Origin of the sequence: Streptomyces sp. 11x1 (assembly GCF_032598905.1) — a bacterium.
Lineage (GTDB): Bacteria > Actinomycetota > Actinomycetes > Streptomycetales > Streptomycetaceae > Streptomyces.
In genome coordinates this window covers 3,223,249-3,246,331 of the sequence record NZ_CP122458.1, presented here as the reverse complement: position 1 = coordinate 3,246,331, position 23,083 = coordinate 3,223,249, and the positions used below count along the sequence as shown (strand labels likewise).

Sequence of the window (23,083 nt, the reverse complement as noted above, 5' to 3'; positions counted from 1 at the left end):
TTCCGAAAGTCGCGTCCTGACGCTGGTGCGCCCAGGGGCCGACGTCAGCGCGGCGGTGGATCCGGCCGCGGTGTCGGTGGAGGCAGGGCTGGCAAACGTCGTCACCCTGCAGCGCCGCCGCCAGGCCCGCATGTCCGCCACCGACGAGGAGAGCTTCTTCCTCGACACGCTCTCGGAGTACCAGTGGGCCCGGGACGCGGCCAGCCTGGCGCCGACGACGCTCGACGGCCTGCTCAAGCCGGTGGTGGAAGTCTGCGAGTACTACGGCACCGTGCCCTGGCAGCTTTCCCCACGTGAGGTCGACCGCTACTTCGCCGGCCCGGGCAAGCGGGCGCCGTCGACGCTGCGCGGGAAGATCAACAAGATCGACGCATACTTCGCGTTCCTCGAGCAGCGGTACGCCGGCGAGATCATGCGGCGCTTCGGCGCCGCCGTCGAGTCGCCGATCGACCCGTTCAACCGGCCCCGGCACCGCGGGGACTTCGGCCTGCGGATCCCGCCGTCGCAGACGGCCATGCGGGACTTCCTCGGCCGGTGGCGCGAGGACTTGCCCAACGCGCGGAAGTACCTGGTCGCCTGCCGCGACTACGTGATGACCAAGGTCGCCTACCTCTCCGGCGTCCGCACGGCGGAATTGTGCGGCGTGTGCATGGGGGATCTGCACTGGGAGCACGGGCAGTGGGGCCGGTTCGTCGTGCTGGGCAAGGGCGCGCACGGCTCAGGGCCGCGACCGCGCGAGGCGTACATGTTCCAGGAAGGCCGCGCCCTCTTGTGGTGGTACAACCTACGGTGAAGTGGAACCTTCGGATGGTGGCCGCGCAACGGGACCTGTGGCGGCCGACCGAGGTGCTGGCCGCCTTCCAACAGGTGGGGTTCACCCCCTTGCTGAGCAAGGTCGCGGCCCTGTGGGGCGGCACGCCGGTCACCGTGCGCCTGGAGGACCTGGACAAGATGTGCGCCGCGCTGAACTGCACGGTCGCCGACCTGCTCCAGGCCGAGCCGCTCGCAGACGCCCAGGCGGCGCCGGAGTCCGGCCGGCGCGCGGTCGGCGCCGAGGAAGGGCCGACCGCGGGCCCGGTACGGCCGGTGCCGCGCAGCCGTCGGGGCGCCGGGCCGCGCTCGCTCCCGCCGAACTGAGGGGACCCGGCAGCGGCAAAGGATCGTGGTCAGGGGCTGGCGCGGAGCTGCCCGGTGTGCCTGGGCCGAAGTGGTCCGCCTCGCGCTGGCGGTACGGGAGGCGGAGGGCGCCGTACGGCTGCCGGAGCCGATGCTGCGGGACCTGCCGACCAACGGAGACGCGGTGCGCCTGGTCCTGCTGCGGGCCGGACTGCTTGACCAGGCGCCGGAGCCGATGCGGTTCTCCACCACCGACCAGCCCACCACCACCTACCTCACCGCCCCGGCGGCGTTGCCGCCGTCCGTGGCGCGGTCGTGCCGCGACTGCGGCGCCTGGATGGCCGGCGGCAAACGGGGCTTCCGCTGCAAGCCGTGCCTTCACTGGCGTGAGCTGCACCCTTTGGGCCGGTGCGTCCGGTGCCTTCGGGACGGCCTGCCGCTGCGCGGCGGCCGGTGCCGCACCTGCCGTCTCTACCGGCACCTGGACGACGCGGGCCCGGCAACGGCTGGGGCCACCCAGCTGGTCATCGACCTCCCGCACGGGACTCCAGGCCAGGCCCAGTTGATCCCGGTCGCCGAACCTGCGCCGGTGGGAGACGAGGACGAGGCGGTGTCCGCCCTCCACGCCGCCCGCGGTCAGGAGCCGCTCTTCGGGATGCGGCGCGACTGGTCGCCGGTCATGGCCCGCCTGCGCCGCCGCAGCTACAGGGACCTGCCGTTGACCAGCGCGGCCCGTGCACTGACCGAGGAACTGGACCGGCTGCGCCGCGGCCGGCAGGACCCCGCGTACCGCAAGGACATCCGCACCCTGACGATCCTGGTGTACTGGCTCGGTGCCGAAACGGTCTTCCAGGAGCGCGACGTCCACGACCTCGCCCTGCTCGACCCCAACCTCGCGGCCAAACGGGTCTGCCAGTTCCTCGCCGCCCGGGGCTTGCTGGCCGAGGACCCCGAACTGCACCGGGACGCTGACCAGGTCTGGGCCGAGTCCACCATCGGCACCCTGCCGCCGACCGTCGCCGACGAGGTCCGGCTGTGGGTCAAGGTCCTGCGTGGCCAGGGCCGGCGCGAGCACGAGGTTCCAGATGGAGCTCCATCAGCCAGCAGGGCCCGACCCGGCTCGGCGGTCATGCCGGGCGCAGGGGCTCGAGCAGAGTGAGCGCCGAATGAGCCGGCTTTCCCTCCGCCGGTGGCATGGCGCTGAGGCTGCGCAGTCGTTCGTTGCGCTGCTCCAGGGCCTGGGCGGTGGTGGGGAAGAGGGTGGCGCCGCCCTGGCTGACCAGCCCTTGGTTCGCGGTCACGAACTGCCGGGTGTCGCGTTCGTAGGCGGCGAAGCCCGCGCCGTGACCCCGGTCCGCGAGGCAGCCGGCGAGCATGTACGCGCCGACGAGCGCGAGGCTGGTGCCCTGTCCGGTGAGGAACGAGGGCGCGTACGCGGCGTCGCCGACCAGCGCGACCCTGCCGCTGGACCAGCGGGGCATGCGGATCTGGCTGACCCCGTCGAAGAACAGGTCCTCCGCCTCGCGCAGGGCGGCCAGCATGCCCGGGACCTCCCATCCCGCGTCGGCGAAGACCTTGGCGACCAGGTCGCGTTGGGCCTGCGGGCCCCGGAACGCGTCCATGGGCGGCTCCGGCCGGGCGAAGTTCAGGAAGGCGTGCACCTCGTCGTCGTCCCCCACGGCATAGAGTGCCGCGGCCCTGCCCGGGGCGTTCCACATCACGGTCTCGTGGGAGAGCCCGAAGGTGTTGCGCATGGTGAACACAGCGAAGCAGTAGCCGAGGTAGCGGTGGAACTGCTCTTCGGGGTCGAACAGCATCTCCCGGGTGCGCGAGTGCATGCCGTCCGCACCGAACACCATGTCGAACGTGCGGCTGCCGCCCCCGTGGAAGGTGACGTCGACCCCGTGGTCGCTCTGGTCGAGGGTGTCGATGGAGTCGTTGAACAGGAACTCCACGTCGTCACGGACCGCCATGTACAGCGCTTCCGTCAGATCCCCGCGCCGTACCTCCAGGTCCCGTCCCGCGACGCCGCCGGTGACGGCATGCGGGTGAAGGGAGGTCACCTCGCTGCCGTCCGAATCGAGGAAGGTCAGCCGCCGCAGGTCGATGTGCGCGTCCCGCAGCCGCGGCAGGATCCCCATCCTTCGGACGACTTCCAGTGCGGTGCCGCGCACGTCGATGGGATAGCCACCCCCACGCAGGGTGGGCGCCTTCTCCACGACCGTGACCGCGTATCCGTAGCGGTTCAGCCAGAACGCGAGGGCGGGCCCCGCGATGCTGGCCCCGGATATCAGGACCTTGCGCCTCGGCGTGCTACGGACATCCGTCAGCTGATCGGTGAGGGTCATTCCTTGACTCCTTTGGGCATGGTGCGAGTGACGAACAGGGCCAGCGACGTGACGACGCCGGCTATGACGAAGCCGGTGACGTAGGCCGATTCGGCCGAGACCTCCGACCCGGAAGGGGTTGCGGCGGTGAGGAGCGCACCACCGAGCTGCCCGCCCACGGCGTAGCCGAGTACACGGCTCACCAGGATCAGGCTGGTGGCGATGCCGGTGTCCTTGGCATCGACGGCCGTGGCGGTGCTGGTCATCATCGCCGTGACGCACAGGCCGTTGGCCAGCGCGATCAGCGCCTTGCCGACGACGACGTGCCAGACCTCGGTGTGCACGGACGCCAGGACGACCAGGGAGACGGCCATCATGACGACCCCGGTGTTGACCACGGCACGCGAGCCGAAACGCCGGTCCCCGATACCGCCGAGCGGCCCGGCCAGCGTCGCGGCGACGGCGCCGGGCAGCAGGAAGAAGCCGATCTCGGTGGCGCTGGCGCTGAATCCGTACCCGTCGCCGCGCTCGTCGAGCAGCTGCGGAACGAGATAGACCGCCATCGAGGTGCCGAGGCAGATCACGAATGTCAGCGCACACGCCTTCCAGATCGCGGGCCGTGCCAGCATGTGCAGATCGATCATCGGAGAGGCCGCACGCCGTTCGACGGACACCCAACCGGTGACGAAGACGGCCAGAAACACGACGAGGGCGCCGAGCACGAGTGGTTGCGAGGCCGCTTCGGGCGCCAGCGCGAGTACGAGCATGAGCGTGACCAGTATCCCGCTCAGGAGCAGCAGGCCGGGCCAGTCGATGTCGGCGTCGTCCGACCCGCCCGGCTGGTCGGACGGCATGAGCCTGTTCACGAGCAGGGTGGCCCCGATGACCGCGATCGTGGGCAGCGCGAACATCCAGTGCCGGGAGAGCTCTTCCGCCACCGGCCCGGCCGACAGCATGCCGACCATCCCTCCCCCGACGAAGAGTCCGCTGACCACCCCGATGGCAACCTTCGACTCTCCTGGGGGCAGGTTTTTGCGCACGACGATGAACGACAGGGGAAGCGCGCCCACCATCGCCCCTTGCAGCACCTGCCCGAGCAGCAGCACGGGCAGGTTCGGGGCCAGGGCGGACACCGTGCCGCCGACCGCGACGACCGCCATCAGCCGGATCAGGACCCGTTTCCCGCCGTAGCGGTCGCCGAACTTGCCTGCCAACGGCGTGATGAGTGCCCCGGTGATGAGGAGCACGATGCTGAGCAGCGCCCCTTCGGACTGGCTCATGTCCAGTTCGCGTTCCAGGAGCGGGATCGTCGGTGACACCACCGACTCCAGAGCGCCGGTGGACAGTGCCAGTAAACCGAGGGCTCCGACAGCGGCCTTCCCGATGGGGACCGGGGGAGCCAGGGTTGTGGTCATGAGTGTCCTTTCCGTCATTGCCCGGGTGAGGAAGGGGGCAGCGGGGGGCGCGCACGGCATGTGGCGCTGCCGCCCCGCGGCTCGTGCCCGACGCGGGCAAGGGCCGCCGCGGCACGGTGTGCGCTGCTCCGCGGCCCGAGAGACGGGAGCCGATACGGGGTGGGAGCCGGGTACGGGGGCCGATGCGATGCCGGCTGCCGCCCCGGATGGGCTAGGACCAGCGGCGCAGCGTGGCCCGGGCCGGCAGCGTGACCGCCGGCAGGGCCAGGCCGCCGGCGGCGACCGCGAAGCATCCGTACACCAGCGGGGGCACGTACGGCATGTCACCGGTCACGCCGCTCATCATCGGGATCAGCGTGGCCGCGGCGATCGCGGAGCCGAGGACCACGCCCACCACAGCGACCAGCAGGCCCTCCCAGCGGAGCATCGTCATCACCTGACGCCGGGTGGAGCCGACGAGGCGCAACATGCCCAGCTCGCGGCGGCGGTCCAGGACCGTCATCACCAGGGTGTTGACCGCGGCGACGGCGGCGAACCCACCGAGGACCGCGGCCATGGTGTTGTTCATCCAGGCGCCCAGCTTCGCGTCGCGGTTCTGCTCGGTGGCGTAGCCGGAGGCGTCGGTGACCTCGCCCAGGGCGGTGAGCGACTTCTCCGAGCCGCCCCGTACCAGGAGCGTGCTGTCGAAGCCCGAGGTGACGTGCCCGGCCAGGGACGCCCGGTCCATGGTCACCGTGGCCAGGCCGAGGCCGCGGCCGTAGACCGCGACGATCTCGGGGCTGACCTCCGTCCCGTCGGGGAGGTAGAGCGGGAGCCGGTCGCCGACACCGGCGTCCGCCGAGGTCGCCAGGGTCTTGTCGATGGCGATACGCCCCTCGCCGAGCCGGTCGAGGCTGCCGTCGCGTACGTCCAGGTCCTGCACCTTCGCCAGCTCGGCGCCAGAGCCGGTGACGCCCTGGGTGGCCGCGCCCTGGAGCGACTTGAACTCGCCGGAGCCGGTCGGCACCAGCACCTGCGTGTTCAGCAGCCCGACGGCCGCCTCCACGCCCGGCGCGCGGGCGGCGCGTGCCGCCGCGTCCACCGGGAGCCCGGCCGGGTCCGTCACCACGTGGTCCGCGGTGATGCCCGCGCGCAGCTGCTTGTCGGCGGCGTGGGTCTCGCTCGTGTGCATGAACACGAGGGTCGAGGAGAAGGCCACGGCGAGCACGATCGGGGTGATCGCGGAGGCGAGGCGGCGGGCGTTGGTACGGGAGTTGGCGGCCGCGAGCTCGGCGGACGGGCCCGCGCCGCGCAGCGGGAGGCCGAACAGGCCGGCGCACAGCCGTGCCACCAGCGGGCCGAGCAGCCCGACGGCGAGCATGAAGAGCATGACGATGCCGAGGGCGGCGCCGGCCGCGTCGTCCCCGGCGGAGCGGGCGGACACGCCGGTGAGGATCGCGCCTCCGACGAGGGCGCCGACGCCGAGGAGGGTACGGACCAGACCGGGCCGCAGCCGCTCCACCGACGCGTCCGACAGCGCCTGTCCGGGCTTGATCTTCGCGGGCCGACGCCCGGCCATCCAGCCTGCGCCGAGCGCGGTGAGCAGCCCCATGACGACGGCGGCGAGCAGCGGAAGCCCGGAGACGTGCAGGTCCACGGCGCGCGGGATGGCGCCCCGGTCCTGGAGCTGCCCGAACCACCAGTGGGCGAGCCCGATGCCGGGCAGGCAGCCGATGATCCCGGCGAGCGGCGCGACGAGCAGTGCTTCGGAGGCGACCGCGCGGCGGACCTGCCGCGGGGTGGCGCCGACGGCGCGCAGCAGGGCGAACTCGCGGGCCCGCTGACCAACCGAGAGCGCGACGGTTCCGGCGGCCGTGAAGACCGCGACGATGGCGGCGATGCCGCCGAAGGAGCCGCCGATTCCGAAGAGCGTCACCTTGGCGTACCCGAGGCCCGGGTCCTCGACGGCACCGCGGTCGTCGCCGGTGTGGACCTGGACGCCGGAGCCGGCCAGGGCCTGCTTCACGGCGCCGGCGAGGGCGTCGGCGTCGGTGCCGTCCTCCGCCAGCACGACGACGGCGTCGGCCTTGCCGGGATGCCCGGCGAGCATGGGGGCCTGGGTGTCGGCGAACCACGTCAGGGCACCCGCGTCGCCGGAGTCGCGGGCGGTCTCCGCGGGGCCGGCCTCGGCGACGCCAGCGACGCGGAAGTCCTGCCGGCCGGCGGCGGTCTCCAGTACGACGGTGTCGCCGACCGCGGCGTGGGCGGCGCGGGCCGTTCCCGCGTCGAGGACGACTTCCCCCTCGCGGGGTGCGGAGCCGGTGGTCAGCGAGGTGCCGGTGAACGTGTGCGAGCCCCATCCGTGCGCGGTGAGCACACCGCCCGGAACAGTCAGTGCACGGGCGCCGGCGTCCGTCGCGCGCACCGGGAAGGTGAAGTCCGCGACGGCGGTGGCCGCACCCGGCGCCCCGGCGGCCTTCGCCGCCAGCCCGGCGTCCATCCGTGCCGTGTCCGGCAGGGGCGTCGCCTCCTTCTCACGGTCCTCGTCGTTGCCGGTGACGACGTACTTGTTCTGGTCCGCCGCCGCGACGACCAGCGCGTTCGCGTACCGTTCCGGCGGCACGGAGGCGCGCAGGCTGGTCTCGAGCAGGATTCCGCAGGCCGAGACGATCAGTGCGGACATCAGCAGCGCGAGGAAGGTCCCCGCGAAGGACGCGGGCTTGAAGCGCACGGCCTCACGGGCGAGTCCGTTGGGGCGCGTCATGCCGCCACCCCCGCCATCGCACCGGAGCGGGAGGCGCGCGAGGTGAGCACGGCCATCCGTGCCGCGATCTGCTCCGCCGAACCGCGCTCGAGGTGGTCGGCGAAGGCGCCACCGGCGAGGAACAGCACACGGTCGGCCCAGGCGGCCGCGGCCGGGTCGTGGGTGACCATGACAACGGTGGCGCCCAGAGCGTCCACCGCGTTGCGCAGCAGGCCCAGGACCTCGGCGGCGGTGCCGGTGTCGAGGGCGCCGGTGGGTTCGTCCGCGAAGATCACGTCGGGGCTGGTGACCAGGGCGCGGGCGACGGCCACGCGTTGCTGCTGACCGCCGGAGAGCTCTCCGGGCCGGCGCTTCGCCTTGTCGGCGAGTCCGACCTGGGCGAGCACCGCCTGCGCCTGGCGCCGGTCCTGGCGCTGCCCGGCCAGGCGCATGGGCAGCAGCACGTTCTGTTCCACGGTCAGCGACGGCAGCAGGTTGAACGCCTGGAAGACGAAGCCGAGGCGGCTGCGGCGCAGCTCGGTGAGCTCGTTCTCGCTCATGCCGGTGATCTCCGTGCCGCCGAGGCGCACGGATCCCGCCGTCGGCCGGTCGAGCCCGGCGGCGCACTGCAGGAAGGTGGACTTGCCGGACCCGGACGGGCCCATGACCGCGGTGAACGTGCCGCGCGGCAGGGCGAGGTCGATGCCCGCGAGGGCGTGCACCGTGCCCGCCCCGCGGCCGTACTGCCGCCGGACGTCGCGCAGTTCGACGGCGAGACCGGGCGTGGCGGCCGGGACCTCGGGCCGGTTGTCCGCCTTCTGCCGCTTGCCCCTGCGTAGCCTCATGTCCCGTCTCCCTCTCACGTGCACTTTCTGTGACGGGTGAAGAGTGCGGGGACGGCTGAGCGCCGGGCGTCATACCGGGGAGCCAATGTGGGGGTGCTACCGCGGTAGGGGGTGGAGGAGGGGCGGGGGCGGTCCTACTCGCCTGGAGCGACCAGCCCCGACTCGTAGGCGAAGACCACCGCCTGGGCGCGGTCGCGCAGGTCAAGCTTGGTCAGGACGCGGCTGACGTGCGTCTTCACCGTCTGCTCAGCCAGCACCAGCGTCTGCGCGATCTCCCCGTTCGACTGCCCGCGGGCCACCAGCGTGAGGACCTCGGTCTCGCGTTCCGTCAGGCCTTTGAGCCGCAGCGCGGGCTTGCCCCGGACGGCGGGACGCTGCCTGGCGAAGTCCGCGATGAGGCGGCGCGTCACGGAAGGGGCGAGCAGCGCGTCGCCCGAGGCCACGACGCGGACCGCCGCGATGAGGTCGGCCGGCGGCGCATCCTTGAGGAGGAAGCCGCTCGCGCCCGCCCGGAGCGCCTCGTAGACGTAGTCGTCGACGTCGAAGGTGGTGAGCATCAGGACGCGCGGCCGGTGTGTCACACCGGGTGCCGGCTCCAGGAGGCGGCGTGCGGCCTCCAGCCCGTCCATCTCGGGCATCCGCACGTCCATCAGCACGACGTCCGGGTGGGTACGTCGGCTCAGCTCGACGCCCTGCGCGCCGTCGGGGGCCTCGCCCACCACGTCGATGTCGCTCTGGGCGGCCAGCAGGGCGGCGAAGCCGGCCCGCACCATGGCCTGGTCGTCGACGATGATGACGCGCGTCGTCACGTGAAGTCCTTTTCAGTCAAGGAAGTTCAGGGGAAGTTGGGCGGCGACCCGGAAGCCGCCGTCCGGCAGCGGCCCCGTGTCCAGGCTGCCGCCTACGAGCCGCACCCGCTCGCGCATGCCGACGAGGCCGTGCCCGGTGCCGCCCACCTCGAGCGGCCCGTCGGGCGGCTGGGGCGGCGGTCCGTTGACGACCAGGACGGTGAGCCGCGCACCGTCCTGCGGATCGGACTCCGTCACCGACAGCGACACCTGCGTGCGGGCACCCGGCGCGTGCCGCACGACGTTCGAGAGGGCCTCCTGGACGATCCGGTACGCGGACAGGCCGACCGCCTCGGGCACCTCGACGTCGCAGGGGGTGAACTCCACCGGCCCGCGGGCCCTCGCCGTCACTTCCACCAGCTGCCCGATCTGCGCCAGGCCCGGCTGGGGCACGAGCTCGCCGTGCGCCTCCTCGTTGCGCAGCACGCCGAGGAGCCGTCGCATTTCGCCGAGCGACTCGCGCGCGGTCGCCGCGATGGACGTGAACTCCTCCCGCACGTCCGGCGGCAGCCTGTCGAGGCGGTACTCCGCGGTGTCCGCCTGCACCGTGATGACGGACATGTGGTGTGCCACCACGTCGTGCAGCTCGCGGGCGATCCGGGCGCGCTCCTCCAGCAGCGTCCGCCGGCCACGTTCGGCCTCGCTGATCGTCTCCTGCTCGACCAGCCTGCGCTGCGCCTCGGACCGCTCGCGCAGCGCACCGCCCAGCAGGAGCGCGACGCCCCCGAGGATGGTGAACAGCAGGCCCATGGCGCCGAAGCCATGGGGCGCGACGAACCCCAGGGCCACGTTCGCGGCGGCCGTGGCCAGCCACACCAGCAGCAGTGTCCGGCGCCGCTCGCGCAGCCCCAGCGCGAGGCAGAGGCCGACGTACCCGACGATCTCCATGGGCGGGAACGGCCACAGCAGCCGCTCCTGGAAGTCGACGGTGAGCAGGGCGAGCGCCCCGGCGACGTCCGCGACGAAGACCACGTACCAGGCCTGCAGCGGCCGTACGACGGCGAGCAGCAGCGGCGCGGCCTGCGCGACGGCCAACCCGCCGGCGACGCCTCCGGTCAGGCCGTAGTCAGCGGTGAGGACCACGATGGTCGTGGGCAGCAGGGCGACGCACAGCACGAACGCCACGGCCCACGGCAGCAGCCGCACCCATCGCCGCGAAGCCCCCGCGAGCAGTGCGCGCGGGCGTTCCACCTCCACTGAGGTCATGCGCACCAGCCTACGTGCGCCGCGACGGCGTCCGGAGTGGCGCAAGGCGTCGGCTCCTCATATGTCGGCACGCAGCGGTTCTCCCACATGTGCCGCAGGGCCTGACGGTAGGAGTCGACGAGGTCGGTCTCCGCGTAGGGGATGCCGAGGTCGCGGCAGCGGGCCTTCACCATGGACTGGGCGAGCCTCAGGTGCGGGCGGGGCATGCTGGGGAACAGGTGGTGCTCGATCTGGTAGTTGAGGCCCCCGAGGAACCAGTCGGTGAGGAAGCTGCCCCTGACGTTGCGGGACGTGAGGACCTGGAGCCGCAGGTGTCCCCACTTCTCGCCGTCGGGGTCGGGCATGTCCATCCTCGACGAAATGGGACACTCGCATAAGGTATGTACGGGCCTTGACCTGCATAAACGCCCTCTTAGAGGGCGTTTGAAGTGGGCAGATTGCCGTTTACGCCCTAGTACGTTCCTCGCCAGGTGGGTGTCGTCTCGTCCGTTATGCGCCTGGCGAGGTTGTCGATCGAGGCGATGTGGATCATGGCCTCGGAGCTGGCGGTGAGGGTCTCGTAGTCGCGGGCGAGGCGGCGGTGCATCATGATCCAGCCGATACTCCGCTCCACCACCCAGCGCCGTTTCACGACCTGAAAGCCGCGGCTCTCCGGATTCCGGTTGACGACTTCGACGTCGATTCCGAGGGTGGCGCCGTGCTCGACGACGGCATTCTTGAAGCCGGTGTCGACCCAGCTCTTCGAGATGGTCGGGTACATCTCCTTCGCCTGGTCGAGCAGGCGGATTCCCAGGGCGTTCTCCGACAGGCCCGCGGCGGCGACGGTCACAGCGAGGATGAGTCCGATCGTGTCCGTGAGGATGCCGCGCTTCCGGCCGACAATTTTCTTCGCGGCGTCCGTTCCCTGGCTGGTCACGGGCACGTTGGTGGAAGTCTTCACGCTCTGGGTGTCGATCACGGATGCGGTCGGCTCGGGCTTGCGCCCCTCTTTTACTCGCGCCAGTCCGGTCAGGTCGTAGTTGAGCTGGGCGAAGATTCCTTCGTCGCGCCAGGCGGCGTAGTAGGCGTAAACGGTGCCGTGGTTCGGGAAGTCGTGCGGGAGATATTTCCAGGGGATTCCGGTGCGGTTCACGTAGAGGATCGCGTTGAAGACGTCCCGTAAATCGACCTTGGCCGGCTGTCCGGTTGGCCTGCGGTCGAGTCGGGCCTTTCTCCAGGCCGTCAACGTCGGCTCGATCAGGGCCCATCGGGCGTCGGACAGGTCGCTGGGGTACGGCTTGCGCTCGCTCACGGCGTAGCGTGATCACGGGCGAGGCGGAGGGCTTGGTTCCGCTGTTCATTGGGCGATTCCGCGGCAACTTCAAACCAGACGGACTTCCAGGTACAGAAGCGAACGAGATGGATGGCCGAGCATTCGACCTGGGGAGCACCATTCGTCGCCTATGGGATGAAGACCCTCAAAGCAGGGCAGTGGCGAGAGCCGCATATAGGGCTTGACCTGCATAAACGCCCTCTTAGTGGGCGGTTCGTGAGTCTTTGAGCGGATCTGCTGTCGCCTGATGGTGTGGCGGCAGGGCGGAATCTGCCGGTCCGCGGCTGTTGATCTGGTGGTGTGACCGGGTGAGTGAACGCAAGCCGTACCCGAGTGACTTATCGGACGAGCAATGGTCGTTGATCGAACCGGTGATCACCGCGTGGAAGGCCCGGCACCGCTCGGTCAGCGGCCACCAGGGCAAGTACGCGATGCGGGAGATCGTGAACGCGATCCTCTACCAGGGCCGGACCGGCTGCCAGTGGGCCTATCTCCCGCACGACCTGCCGCAGAAGAGCGCGACGTACTACTACTTCGCCGCCTGGCGGGACGACGGAACCGACCAGGTCATCCACGAACTCCTGCGCTGCCAGGTCCGGGAGAGTGCCCGCCGATGAGAGGACCCGACCCTGGTGGTCCTGGACACCCAGAGTGTCCACGTGGCCGCCGGGGTCCCCGCCTCCACAACCGGCCACGACCCGGCCAAGCGGGTGCCGGGCCGCAAGCGGGGCCTGGCCGTGGACGTCCTCGGCCTGGTCATCGCAGTCGTCGTCCTCGCCGCGAACGCCCACGACAACGCCGCGGGCAGCATCCTGCTGGACCAGGTCGCCGAACACGCCGGCGGAAGTGTCCGCAAGGCCCTGGTCGACCAGGGCTTCAAGAACCAGGTCGTCGCGCACGGCGCCGGCCTGGGGATCGACGTCGAGATCGTCGAACGCGACCCGCAGGTCAAGGGGTTCGTGCCGCAGCCGAAGCGGTGGAGGGTCGAGCAGACCTACGGGATCCTGATACTGCACCGGCGCCTGGTCCGTGACTACGAGCACCGCCCCTCCTCCTCCGCCTCCCGCGTCTACTGGGCGATGACCCACGTCATGACCCGACGCCTCACCGGCGCGAACGCCCCCACCTGGCGCGAGGCGCAGGCGGCGGCAGCGTGAACATCCAGCCCCTGCTCGACGCCCTGGGCCTCCAGGAAGACGCCGCCCGGGCCCACGCGGACGACCTCCGCGCACAGATCGACGACCTACAGACCCGGTTGCGGGAGGCCGAGACGCACCTGGAGCACCTCGCGATCACCCGCACGACCGTCACCGCCCTCGCCGACCGGCTCCCCGCATCGCCGCCGGACCTGCCCGAGCACCCGGACTACCCCCGCATCCTCGCCGCGTTCAACCACACGACCGGACCGCTACGGGCCAAGGACGTCTGCGAAGCCCTCGGCCACGAACTGCTGCCGAAGCACGTCGAAGGCACCCGCGCCAAGCTGAAACGCCTGGTCAGACTCGGCATCCTCACCGAGGCCGACACCGGCAACTTCGCCAGAAAGCAATAGCCGACGGAACCTCCACCAGCGACCTCGCACCAACCTCAGCCGGAAACAGACATCAGCTCACGAACCGCCCACTAACAGTCGTCTCAGGTTCGCTCGTTAGGAAACAGGCATCCAGACAAGCGATGCAACCCGTATGCAGGAGGCCAGTGATGGCAGTCAACGCAGCGCCGTCAGGGAAAGCGCCGCCCGGGCGGTTGAGGTTAGGGGCGGCCGTCATGGTGCTGGCGACGGCGTTCGCTGTCGTCGCCTGCGGGTCGGACGCCGACAACAGTGCGGCGCCCGCCGCGACCGGATCGCACGGCGCGCACGCGAGCGGGTCGTCGGCTCCACCGCAGCCGCTGCGCGCCGGCGAGCGGTTCGTCGACCTGGAGATGGCCGAGGCATACACGCCCGCGCCGCCGGAGGGCGGCACGGACGAGTACCGGTGCCAGATGATCGATCCGGGCCTGACCGAGGCGGCGTTCCTGACCGGGACCCAGTTCACGCCGGAGAACGCGGCCATCGCACACCACGCCATCGTGTACGCGGTGCCGCCGGGCGGCGCTGCCGCGGTGCGCGAGAAGGACGCGAAGACCCCCGGCCTCGGCTGGCAGTGTTTCGGCGGGACCGGCGTGGACGGCGCCGAGGTGGAAGAGGGGGAAGCGGCGTGGGTGGACACCTGGGCGCCGGGCGCCGAGGAGACGCTGCTCGACCAGGACGCCGGCTACAAGCTGGAGCCGGGCGGCCTGCTCGTCCTCCAGATCCACTACAACCTGCTCGCGACCGACGGCAAGGCGGCCGGGTCGGACCGCTCGGCGGTGCGGTTGCGGCTGACGGACGGCACGCCGCAGACCCGGGAACTCGAGACGTGGTCGCTCGACGCGCCGACCGACCTGCCCTGCGCCGCCGACGAGTCGGGTCCGCTCCGCGACCGGGCGGCCTCGATCGCGGACGTGACGAAGCGGTTCGGGCCGGATGTCGGCGAGATGGCGGACCGTCAGGTGGAGGAGTGCAACCAGGGCGGCGCGCCGAAGCCCGGTGACACCCAGACCTGCGACCACGAGGTGGAGGCGCCGATGACGCTGTTCGCCGGTTTCGGCCACATGCACATGCTCGGGCGGGCCATGAAGGTCGAACTCAACCCGGGCACGCCGAAGGCCAAGGTCGTGCTGGACGTGCCGCAGTTCGACTTCGACAACCAGCGGCTGATGAAGCTGCCGTCGCCGGTGGAGATCGGCCCGGGAGACACCCTGCGGGTGACGTGCACGCACGACGCGGGGCTGCGCAAACGCCTGCCGCAGCTGAGCAAGCTGCCGCCGCGCTACGTGGTGTGGGGCGACGGCACCAGCGACGAGATGTGCATCGGCATCATGGCGGTCTCCCCCCCGCAAGTCCTGACGAGGCGTCGAACGTGTGTGAGCTCACTGAGGTCAACAAGCCGAAAACAGTTCTGAGCTCACACACGTCCGCACTGAACGAGGTCGAGGACGTGGGCGGTGACCGTGACGTCGGACCGGCGGACGAGGTGGGGCGTGGGGTCGGGGGGGCGGCGCCGGAGGGGGCGGCCGCGTGGACCAAGTGGCCGTGGGGAGGCCGAGGGCGGTGCAGTAGGCGAGCAGTCGGTACAGGTGGGGCGGTGGGGTGACGTCCGTGTGTCTCACCCGTCCCTCGTACGTTCCGAACGCCCACCCTGCTGGAAGGGCGTTCGGCGAGTCGTCACGGCGAGGGACGGTCGGATGCGGCGGGCAGGTGCTAGCTGTTGCCGTTGGAGCGGCCGAAGAACTCGATCTCGGCTATCGCGACCTGCTTCTCGGCGTCCGCGCCGTAGGCGGAGCGGATGGTGAACCGGACGGTCTCCGCGTCGCCGACGCGGAACTTGCGGCGCTGGCCGCCGGCGCTCTGGTCGAGGGTGAGGGTCTTGGTGGAGACGGAGCCGTCGGCGGCGGTGATCTTCGCCTCGATGCGGTGCGGGCGGGCCGACTCCGCGCGCTGGTCCGCGTTCTTGGAGACCCCCGGGGTGATCACCACGTCGAGCAGACGGATCGGCTCCTCGAAGTGGGCCTCGATCCACTCGCCCTCGCCGGACTGGGTGACACCCGGCCCCCACCACGTGTTGCTGTACGTGTCGAAGGCCAGCTGCGGCTTGTGGCCGGGAAAGGAACGGGACGCCTTGAAGCTGTCCGGGACGACCGAGGCGCGCTTGGCGAAGTGGTCGCGGGTCGCCTGGTAGGCGTCGTCGGCCTGGAAGGCGAGGGTGACGATCAGGGTCAGGACCAGGGCGCCGACCAGCCAGCTGAGGATCTGGCCGAAGCCCCGGCGCAGCCGGGGGCGGTCACCCGCCCACGGGGTTTCCGTGTTGCGGCCCGTGAGCACCCGGCGCCACCACGGCAGCCGTGCCGGTGCCTCCGCGCGGCCGGCCATCGGCATCGCGCAGCGTGCGCAGAAGTGCCGGTCCGGCCGGGTGGGGGTCCCGCACCACGGGCAGGGCACACCGCCCTCGGTGCCGAACTCCGGCTGCGGGGCGCGGACCTGGGGACGCTGCACATCGGGACGGCCCGGCAGCACGGGGGCGACGGCCGGCTCCGCGGGCGCCCGGGGCTCGGGGTCGGCCACCGGGACCAGGAGGGACCGGGCGCGGTCGGCGGCCGAGGGCGAGGGAGAGGGTGAGGGAGCAGGGGGCGGTGAGGCGGGGGGTGCGGGGGAGGCGTGCGTCGGGAGGGGGGTGGTGGGGGCCTCGTCGTCGGGGTGGGGAGCTGCCGGGGACTGGGGGTGGGCCTGGGGCTGCGGTTGGGTGTGGGCCTCCGGAGCGACGGGGGCCGGCGGGGCGGTCGCCGGGTGGGCGGCGGCGGGTGCGTCCGTACGGGGCGCCGTGCCGGTGTCCGGGACGGCGACGCCGGTGGCGGCGGCCGGGGTCGCTCCCGCCTGGGCCGTGTCGTGCGCGGTGCGGGCCGTACCGGTTCCGGCGCCCGGGTGGGCGAAGGCGTCCCAAGCGGGTTCGCCACCGGGGGTGTTGGCGCCGGCGCTGGCCGGGGCCGGGGCCGGGGCAGCGGTGGCGGGGGCCGGGGTCGGGGCGGCGGGGCGTGGGTCGCTCGTCGCGTGGGCGGTGTCCGTGCCGGCCGGGGTGTCGCTCCGAGCGCCGGAGGAGTCCGCGCGGTCGACGGTCTCGCTCCTGGCGGCGGACGTCGTGGACCGGGGCGGGGTGCCGGACCAGCCGAGTACCGCGCCGCAGGCGTCGCAGAAGGACTGGCCGGGCTCCCCGCGGGTTCCGCATTCGGCGCAGCTCTGGGCCTGGCCGGTGCCGGGGGTCGGGCTGGTCATCTCTCGGGGATCCTTTCGGCGGCGGTCACCTGGACCGTGTACGGCATGTGGGCGGGGCGGGCGGCGGCGACGAGGCTGTCCAGCCGGTGTTCGTCCGCCGGGGTGGGGTCGGGCAGGCGCAGGGCCACGTGCAGGCGCGGGCGGGGTTCGCCCGGCACCGGGCCGAGAGGGCGGGCGTCCCAGGTGGCGGCGCCGCTCTCGGTGATCTCCGGGGTCACGCCGAAGACCAGGCGTACGGCCTCGGACAGGCCGCGCCGGGTGCCGCGCACCCGGTGCAGGTACGCGGCGGCGGCCACCGCGGCGCGCAGGCGGTCCTCCGGCTCCGTGCCGTCCGTCTCGGCGCCGACCCAGCCGGCGAGCCACTGGGTGAAGTCGACGGGGGCCAGGGAGGGGGTGAAGTAGGAGTCCAGGCAGTCGAGTACGGAGAGGATCGGGGCGAGGACCTCGTCGAGGCCCCCGATGAAGCGTTGGGCGAGGTCGTCGTCGGCGAACACGGCCGGGAGCATCGTGCCGATGGGCGTGGAGGAGCCGAGGCCGTCGATGGAGCCCCTCATATGTGGCCTCCGAGTGCGCCCAGGAGCTCGGGGGGCGCGGTGCGTTGGCGGCCGCGGGTCCGTCGTGGTTGTTCGCGCCCACGCGGCGGAGCCGCATATGTAACAGCCCTGCGCCCCTTTTGGGGCTGCGCCCCGTCAAAGGCCGTCCTCACTGCTTGTCTCCGATCACGCGGACGCGGTGGTCGAAGCTGAAGACCAGGGACGGGGGTGAGAGGTCGATGCGGTTGGTGGGGTCGCCTCGTTTGCCGGTGAGGGGGTCGGCGGGGTGGAGCTGGACGTCGTCGACCAGTTCGACGCCGGGGACGCGCTGGAGGACGGCGAAGACCTCGCCGGACTGGACGGGGCGGCCGAAGGGCCAGCCCCGCCCGTCGGCGCCGCCGGTCAGCGGGTCGAGGTGGCGGTAGAGCGCGTCGTGCGCCTGACGGCGGACGCGGTCGGTGTCCACGCCCCGGAAGGCGTGCAGCGTGGCGACGACCGTGATGCCCTGGTAGAACGGCGGTCCGACGGCCAACCGCGTCCCGATCAGCCGGCGTTCGTCCAGATGGCGGGTGATGCGGCGCAACAGGGCGTCCCCGGGGACGAGTTGCTCGAAGCGGAGTCGGCCGCCCGGGTCCGGCACAGCCTGGGGGACCACCAACACCCGTACCGCGTAAGCCCCGTGCTCGCCCTCCTCGCCTTCCAGGCAGGTGATACGGGCGGTCTCGGGGGCCGCGCGGCGGGCGAGTTCCTCGTAGTCGCGCAGGGTCACGGCGCGTTCCTGGGCGCGCAGGGTGATCGGCGCCCGGACCTTCGCCTCCTCCACGGTCTCCGCGTCGACACCGCCACGCGCGGCCTCCCGGTTGACGACCTCGGAGACGTACGGCACGGAGGTGCGCAGCACCCGGATGGCGCCCCGGGCCACGTTGCCGGCCCGGCCGCCGCCGGTGCGGTAGCGCACGGCGCGGATGACGGACCCCTTGGGCGCGACGGCCCCGTACTGGCGCAGGCTCCCGTCGGGCTCCCGTACCGCCGGGCCGAAGGCGATCTCGCCGGTGGCGGAGTCCAGGGTGATGTGGCGGTCGTACGAGGTGGACGCGGCGAAGGACGGGACGACGTCCCAGTCGGTCCAGCCGTCGTGCTCGGCGGTCTGCAGCAGTACGGGCGGGGTGTCGCCGACCACGGGGAAGTGCGCGAGGCGCAGCCGCTGGCCGGGCAGGCCGGTGGACTCGCCGAGCGCCTCGTCGTACACGGTCTCGGCGTGGACGACGGTGGTGGTGCCGCCGATGGTGAAGGCCTCGGCGGCCCGGACGGTCGGCGAGGTGGTGTAGAAGGGCTGGCCCGGCAGGGGTTCGGTGACCCGACAGCGCAGCCACCCGGCCTCCTGGCCGCCGGTGCGGGACAGGGTGTGCCCGCCGGGCATGTGCAGGACGACCTCGCCCGGCCGGTTCAGGCCGCCCGTGCCGTCGCGGTCGACCTCGCAGGCCGTCCAGCCGTCCTCGGTCCACGCCTCCCAGACCAGCGGCGGCTGCCGGGGGTCCACGCCGACACCGTCGACCACGCTGTCCAGTTCCAGCACGACCGCGCAGTGCGGCACGGCGGCCGTCAGCCCGAACAGCATGCAGTCGCCGGGGCGCGGGGACTCGGCGAAGCACATCAGGTCCTTGCCCTCGGCGAGGTCGGAGGTCCGGTCGGCGACCGGCTCACCGGGGCGCTGGGTCACCAGATACCGCAACGCGCAGGGCACGACGTCGAGTTCGCGCTCGGTGGTGAAGACCACCGCCTCCTCGCTCTCGGTGCGCACGGTCGCGACCTCGGTGCCCACCGGCAGCGGCACCAGCTCCTCCTGCGGCGCCGAGAGCCAGAACGTCACGTCCGTGCGCGCGGCCGAGGGCGGGAACAGGGTGATGCCCACCAGGTCCAGGAACGCCAGGTGGTTCTTCTCCGGCACCCGGTTGAGCCGGTAGACGATCTGGTCCGCCATGTGCGCGACGGTCTCCACCAGGGTGACGCCGGGGTCGGAGACGTTGTGGTCAGTCCACTCCGGGGCCCGCTGCTGGATATAGCGCTTGGCGTCGTCGACGAACTGCTGGAAGCGGCGGTCGTCGAGGTTCGGGGAGGGCAGGGCCATCAGCGGTCGCTTTCGGGGCGGTCGGGACGATCAGGACGGTCGGCGCCCTCGGAGGGCAGGTCCGGCTCGTCGTGGGAGGGGATGACGTAGAACGGGAAGACCAGGCTGCGCGGGTTGTTGGTGCCCCGGATCGAGTAGCGGACGTCGATGAAGAGGACGCCCTGGTCGGCGCCCGCCGTCACCTCGACGTCGGTCACCTCGATCCGCGGCTCCCAGCGGTCGAGGCTCGCGTACACCTCGTGCTGGATACGGCCGGCGGTGGCCTCGTTGACCGGCGCGAACACCAGGTCGTGGATGGCGCAGCCGAACTCGGGGCGCATCGGCCGCTCGCCCGGCGCGGTGGCCAGCACCAGCCGGATGGCCTCCTCGACCTCGCGCTCCCCGCTGACCAGGGCGATGCCCCCGGTGGGCCCGATGCGCAGCGGGAACGCCCAGCCGGATCCGACGAACTGCTCGGCCATAGCGGGCCACCCTCCTTTCAGACGAACGTGTTCTCATGAGCGGCCGCCGGACGACCACGGCCACGGGCCGCGGCGGCGCGGCGGACCACGGCGGCGTGACGGACCACGGCGGCGTGACGGGCCACGGCGGCGTGACGGGCCACGGCGGCATGACGGGCCACGGCGGCGTGACGGACCACGGCGGCATGACGGGCCATGGCGCGCTGTCGGGGGCCGTCACGGGATCGGGTACAGCTTCTTGTTGACCATGACGATGCCGGTGATGTCGACGTTGGCCGCGCGCAGCGCCGCCTGCCCGACCGCGTTGATCTGCACGGTCCCGGCCGCGCTGAGCGTCGCGGCGCCCGCCGCGTTCATGGAGAGGGCGCCGACCGCGTTGATGTTGACCGCGCCGCCCAGCGACCTCAAGGCGACCATGCCCTGGCCCTGGAGGTTGAGGGGCCCGCCGCTGCGGATCGTCACCGACCGCAGCGCGCTCAGCGTCAGATCGGTCCCCGCCTTCACGGACACCGAGGTGCCGCCCGTGATGCTGACGGCCCCCTTGCTGTCCACGGTGATCTCGGTCTTCGTCCGGTCCAGGTTGATGACCAGCTTGTCGTTGCCGCTGGCGATCCGCACGCCCTGCTTGCGCAGGCCGGTCTGCTGGCTGAGCAGGTCGACCCGGTTGCCCTCGCGGTCCGACAGGGTGTGCCGGATCGCCTTCTTCTTCACCGGGTCGTGCAGCCATACGTCCTTCACGGGCGTCGGCTTGTCGACGCCGTTGTAGAGGCCGCCGATCACGAACGGATGGTCGAGCGCGCCCCGGTCGAAGGCGACCAGCACCTCGTCGCCGACGTCCAGCGGGAAGATCCCGCCGCCACCCTTGCCGCCCATCTGCACCGTCCGCGTCCAGTCGCTGACATAGGTGTCGTCCAGCCACGGGAACTGCAGCTTCACCCGGCCCTGCTTCAGCGGATCCTGTACGTCGGTGACCAGGGCGTTGGCCACACTGGGCAGCCGGGGCGCGGCGGAGGTGCCGCCGCCCGACGCCAGGCCGAACAGGGAGCGCCACTGCCGTCCGCTGACGGTCACCCAGGTCTCGTAGTGGCTGCCGTCGCCGAAGGAGTGCCGCACGGAGGTGCAGGTGTACTTGCCCTCGAACGGGGTGCCCACCTCGGTGAGCGTGACCGGCACCCCGGGCCGCAGCTGCGGGTTGCCGCGCACGGTGACCTCCAGCTCGGCGAAGGAGGAGGTGATGTCGTCCGCGAGGGAGGCGGCCGCGTGCGTGACCTCGGTCTGGAGGTCGTACGGCGTGTCGGTCTCCACCAGTTTCGCGGCCTTGAAGGCGCCGGCTGCCTTCTGCGGTGTGGTGCCGATCGCGATCCCCGGGTTGTCGTTCGCGGGGGTGGTCGCCGTGAGCTTCTTCTTCGTCGTGACGTTCCAGCCGCGCGCCTCGACCCTGCCGACCTGGTCGGCGGCCGTGACGGCGGCCCGGCAGCGCAGGATGTCCGCCCCGGCCTGGAGCACGAACGGGCTCTTCTCGCCGGGGGTGCTCGTCGGGGGCGCGCCGGACGCCGGCTTCGGCTTGACGAACTGGAACTTCCCCTTCGAGTCCAGCGACATCACCATCTCGTTCTCGTCGGCGAGCCGCGCGAGGAAGTCCCAGTCCGTCACGTTGGACTGCGAGATGAAGTCGTAGACCGTCCTGGTGCCCTCCACCTGCCCGACCGGGATGCCGTTCAGACCGGCCAGCTTGCGGGCGATGTCGGAGGCCGTCTGATTGCGGTACGCGGCCACCCTGCGCACCCGCATCAGCCGGTGGCCCGGGTCGTAGCCGCGGACGACGGTGAAGGTGCCCGTGCCGTCGTAGTCGGTCTCCATGCCGGTGACCTCGCCGGTGAGCAGCGGGTTGCCCGCGCCCTGCCCGTCGGCGACGGGCGCGATGACGACCTTGGTGCCGAACCTGACGTTCAGTTTGCCCAGCAGCAGCCCGTGCGGGTCCCGGAAGGTGAGCCGGAACGCGCCCGGCACCCCGGCCCCGAGGTCGACCCAGCCGCCGACCAGCAGATCGGCGTACTCCGGCGGCAGTTTCGCCCCGTCGAGCGTGACGTGGATGACATTGGAGAAGGACGGCTTCACCATCAGAAACCGACCTCCTCGGCGGCCGGCAGGACGAGTTCGATGCCGGTGGGCAGCCGGGTGGGGTCGTCGATGCCGTTGGCCTCCGCGATCGCCCGCCACGCTGACGCGTTCCCGTACTCCCGCCACGCCAGCGACTGCAGCGAGTCGCCCGCGACGACCCGGTGCACACTCCGCGCGGTCAGCGCGCCCGACGTCGGGTTCTGCCCCTTGGTGGTGCTGGGGATCTCGTGCAGCGACAGCCGGCAGGTGGCCCGGATCGGCACGCCGGTCGTTCCGAACAGCGAGTACGTGACGTCCACCGAACTGACGTAAGCCGTGAAGCGGGCCGTCGAGAACGACCCCCATTGGAACACCACCCAGGGTGGCGACGGCTGCTTCGCGGCGAGGCTCTTGGACGTCACCTCGCAGCACGACAGCAGCGACTCCACCTTCTTCAGCACCGTGGTGCCGCTCGGCTTGTCGGAGGAGTCGAGGAAGATCTCGACGTTCATCTGCCGGGCCTCGGGCCCCATGAACTCCGGCAGAGCGCCGTCGCGCACGGCCGCGCTGATCGTGGTCTTCCACTGGGCGCCTTGACGCAGCGTCAGCTCCGCCGGGTTGAACTCGAAGCTGAACGTCCTGATCAGCCCGCCGGGCGTGGTGCTCGTCCCGACCGGAGGCTCGTGGATGGCCAGTGTGGCCCGCACGAGGCTCTTGCCCGCGCCGCCCTTGCTGCCCTTCGCCATGTGCTGTCCCCGCCCCTCAGTCCGTGAATCCGTGGTGCGTGATCTCCAGGACCTCGGTCGCCACGCTCGGGTTCGCCGGGTCCAGGGACGGCCCCTGCCAGCTCACCGGCAGGACGTCGATCAGGCCCCAGTGCGCCACCTCCGAGCCGTCCGCGCGCAGCGCCGCGATCTGGGCGGTCGGGCGCTTCACGCCCGTCGCCACGGAGGAGATCCACGCCGCGACCTTCGCCGTGTCCGGGGTCAGCGGCCGCGTCAGCCGGATGTTCGAGAATGTCACGCGCGACGGGAACTGCCAGACGAACCCGTTGTTCCCGCCCTCCTGGCGGTGCTCGATCTCCACCGTCGAGGACAGCCCCTCGCACCCGTTGAAGTAACCGAGGCTCTCGCCGTCGATCGTCAGGGTGAAGAAGATGGTGGAGCCCGGGTCGAGATCGCGGGGCATCGGGTGGGCCTTTCTGCGGGCGGCTGCCGCCGG

Annotated in this window: 19 protein-coding genes and 3 pseudogenes; 6 read left to right on the top strand and 16 right to left on the bottom strand. The window is 71.9% G+C overall.

Annotation, left to right across the window (positions count from 1 at the left end; genetic code table 11):
- Positions 1 to 55: 55 nt before the first annotated feature.
- The 3 genes and pseudogenes from P8T65_RS13930 to P8T65_RS13920 all read left to right on the top strand — a co-directional run.
- A pseudogene (locus P8T65_RS13930) lies at positions 56 to 781 on the top strand (site-specific integrase); the annotation flags it as partial.
- A gap of 26 nt (positions 782 to 807) precedes the next feature.
- Positions 808 to 1,137, top strand: coding sequence for a helix-turn-helix transcriptional regulator (locus P8T65_RS13925; protein WP_316725723.1), 330 nt, complete (start codon positions 808 to 810; stop codon positions 1,135 to 1,137).
- A 25-nt stretch (positions 1,138 to 1,162) separates the two neighbouring features.
- The gene (locus P8T65_RS13920; RefSeq protein ID WP_316725722.1) at positions 1,163 to 2,275 is read left to right on the top strand and encodes a hypothetical protein; all 1,113 of its coding nucleotides are present in this window, start codon (positions 1,163 to 1,165) and stop codon (positions 2,273 to 2,275) included.
- Here P8T65_RS13920 and P8T65_RS13915 read toward each other — a convergent pair.
- From P8T65_RS13915 to P8T65_RS13880, 8 genes and pseudogenes are all read right to left on the bottom strand, one after another.
- Entirely contained in the window at positions 2,244 to 3,464 is a 1,221-nt protein-coding gene (locus tag P8T65_RS13915; RefSeq protein ID WP_316725721.1) for an FAD-dependent monooxygenase, read from the bottom strand. The genes P8T65_RS13920 and P8T65_RS13915 overlap by 32 nt on opposite strands.
- Positions 3,461 to 4,858, bottom strand: coding sequence for an MFS transporter (locus tag P8T65_RS13910; RefSeq protein ID WP_316725720.1), 1,398 nt, complete (start codon positions 4,856 to 4,858; stop codon positions 3,461 to 3,463). Before P8T65_RS13910 ends, P8T65_RS13915 begins: the two co-directional genes overlap by 4 nt.
- 211 nt (positions 4,859 to 5,069) lie before the next feature.
- The gene (locus P8T65_RS13905) at positions 5,070 to 7,601 is read right to left on the bottom strand and encodes an FtsX-like permease family protein (RefSeq protein WP_316725719.1); all 2,532 of its coding nucleotides are present in this window, start codon (positions 7,599 to 7,601) and stop codon (positions 5,070 to 5,072) included.
- A complete protein-coding gene (locus P8T65_RS13900) occupies positions 7,598 to 8,425 on the bottom strand; it encodes an ABC transporter ATP-binding protein (protein WP_316725718.1) in 828 nt (275 codons plus the stop codon). The genes P8T65_RS13905 and P8T65_RS13900 overlap by 4 nt, the downstream gene beginning before the upstream one ends.
- Positions 8,426 to 8,559: 134 nt before the next feature.
- The gene (locus P8T65_RS13895) at positions 8,560 to 9,234 is read right to left on the bottom strand and encodes a response regulator transcription factor (RefSeq protein ID WP_316725717.1); all 675 of its coding nucleotides are present in this window, start codon (positions 9,232 to 9,234) and stop codon (positions 8,560 to 8,562) included.
- 12 nt (positions 9,235 to 9,246) lie between these two features.
- A complete protein-coding gene (locus tag P8T65_RS13890; RefSeq protein WP_316725716.1) occupies positions 9,247 to 10,479 on the bottom strand; it encodes a histidine kinase in 1,233 nt (410 codons plus the stop codon).
- Positions 10,476 to 10,829 (bottom strand): annotated as a pseudogene (locus tag P8T65_RS13885) (fatty acid desaturase family protein); the annotation flags it as partial. The gene P8T65_RS13890 and the pseudogene P8T65_RS13885, both read right to left, overlap by 4 nt.
- 101 nt (positions 10,830 to 10,930) lie before the next feature.
- A complete protein-coding gene (locus tag P8T65_RS13880; RefSeq protein ID WP_316725715.1) occupies positions 10,931 to 11,770 on the bottom strand; it encodes an IS5 family transposase in 840 nt (279 codons plus the stop codon).
- 329 nt (positions 11,771 to 12,099) lie between these two features.
- Between P8T65_RS13880 and P8T65_RS13875 the strand changes: the two are divergent.
- The 3 genes and pseudogenes from P8T65_RS13875 to P8T65_RS13865 all read left to right on the top strand — a co-directional run bounded on the left by P8T65_RS13875 (position 12,100) and on the right by P8T65_RS13865 (position 14,776).
- Positions 12,100 to 12,948, top strand: a pseudogene (locus P8T65_RS13875) (IS5 family transposase).
- Positions 12,945 to 13,343: a hypothetical protein gene (locus tag P8T65_RS13870; RefSeq protein ID WP_230213572.1), complete on the top strand. Its 399-nt coding sequence runs from the start codon at positions 12,945 to 12,947 to the stop codon at positions 13,341 to 13,343. Before P8T65_RS13875 ends, P8T65_RS13870 begins: the two are co-directional and overlap by 4 nt.
- A 149-nt stretch (positions 13,344 to 13,492) precedes the next feature.
- On the top strand, positions 13,493 to 14,776 hold the full coding sequence (locus P8T65_RS13865; protein WP_316725714.1) for a hypothetical protein: 1,284 nt from the start codon (positions 13,493 to 13,495) through the stop codon (positions 14,774 to 14,776).
- Positions 14,777 to 15,074: 298 nt separating this feature from the next.
- Here P8T65_RS13865 and P8T65_RS13860 read toward each other — a convergent pair whose 3' ends face one another.
- The 8 genes from P8T65_RS13860 to P8T65_RS13825 all read right to left on the bottom strand — a co-directional run bounded on the left by P8T65_RS13860 (position 15,075) and on the right by P8T65_RS13825 (position 23,050).
- On the bottom strand, positions 15,075 to 16,640 hold the full coding sequence (locus P8T65_RS13860) for an NADase-type glycan-binding domain-containing protein (RefSeq protein ID WP_316725713.1): 1,566 nt from the start codon (positions 16,638 to 16,640) through the stop codon (positions 15,075 to 15,077).
- On the bottom strand, positions 16,637 to 17,194 hold the full coding sequence (locus tag P8T65_RS13855) for a phage tail protein (RefSeq protein WP_184899626.1): 558 nt from the start codon (positions 17,192 to 17,194) through the stop codon (positions 16,637 to 16,639). The genes P8T65_RS13860 and P8T65_RS13855 overlap by 4 nt, the downstream gene beginning before the upstream one ends.
- 148 nt (positions 17,195 to 17,342) lie before the next feature.
- On the bottom strand, positions 17,343 to 19,301 hold the full coding sequence (locus P8T65_RS13850) for a putative baseplate assembly protein (RefSeq protein ID WP_316725712.1): 1,959 nt from the start codon (positions 19,299 to 19,301) through the stop codon (positions 17,343 to 17,345).
- Positions 19,301 to 19,762, bottom strand: coding sequence for a GPW/gp25 family protein (locus tag P8T65_RS13845; RefSeq protein ID WP_230220950.1), 462 nt, complete (start codon positions 19,760 to 19,762; stop codon positions 19,301 to 19,303). Before P8T65_RS13845 ends, P8T65_RS13850 begins: the two co-directional genes overlap by 1 nt.
- Before the next feature lie 17 nt (positions 19,763 to 19,779).
- The gene (locus P8T65_RS13840) at positions 19,780 to 19,959 is read right to left on the bottom strand and encodes a hypothetical protein (protein ID WP_316725711.1); all 180 of its coding nucleotides are present in this window, start codon (positions 19,957 to 19,959) and stop codon (positions 19,780 to 19,782) included.
- A 19-nt stretch (positions 19,960 to 19,978) separates the two neighbouring features.
- Positions 19,979 to 21,883, bottom strand: coding sequence for a VgrG-related protein (locus P8T65_RS13835; RefSeq protein WP_316725710.1), 1,905 nt, complete (start codon positions 21,881 to 21,883; stop codon positions 19,979 to 19,981).
- Complete coding sequence (locus P8T65_RS13830) at positions 21,883 to 22,608, bottom strand: LysM peptidoglycan-binding domain-containing protein (protein ID WP_184899634.1); 726 nt, start codon at positions 22,606 to 22,608, stop codon at positions 21,883 to 21,885. The genes P8T65_RS13835 and P8T65_RS13830 overlap by 1 nt, the downstream gene beginning before the upstream one ends.
- Before the next feature lie 16 nt (positions 22,609 to 22,624).
- Entirely contained in the window at positions 22,625 to 23,050 is a 426-nt protein-coding gene (locus P8T65_RS13825) for a phage tail protein (protein ID WP_037695699.1), read from the bottom strand.
- Between the last annotated feature and the right edge of the window lie 33 nt (positions 23,051 to 23,083).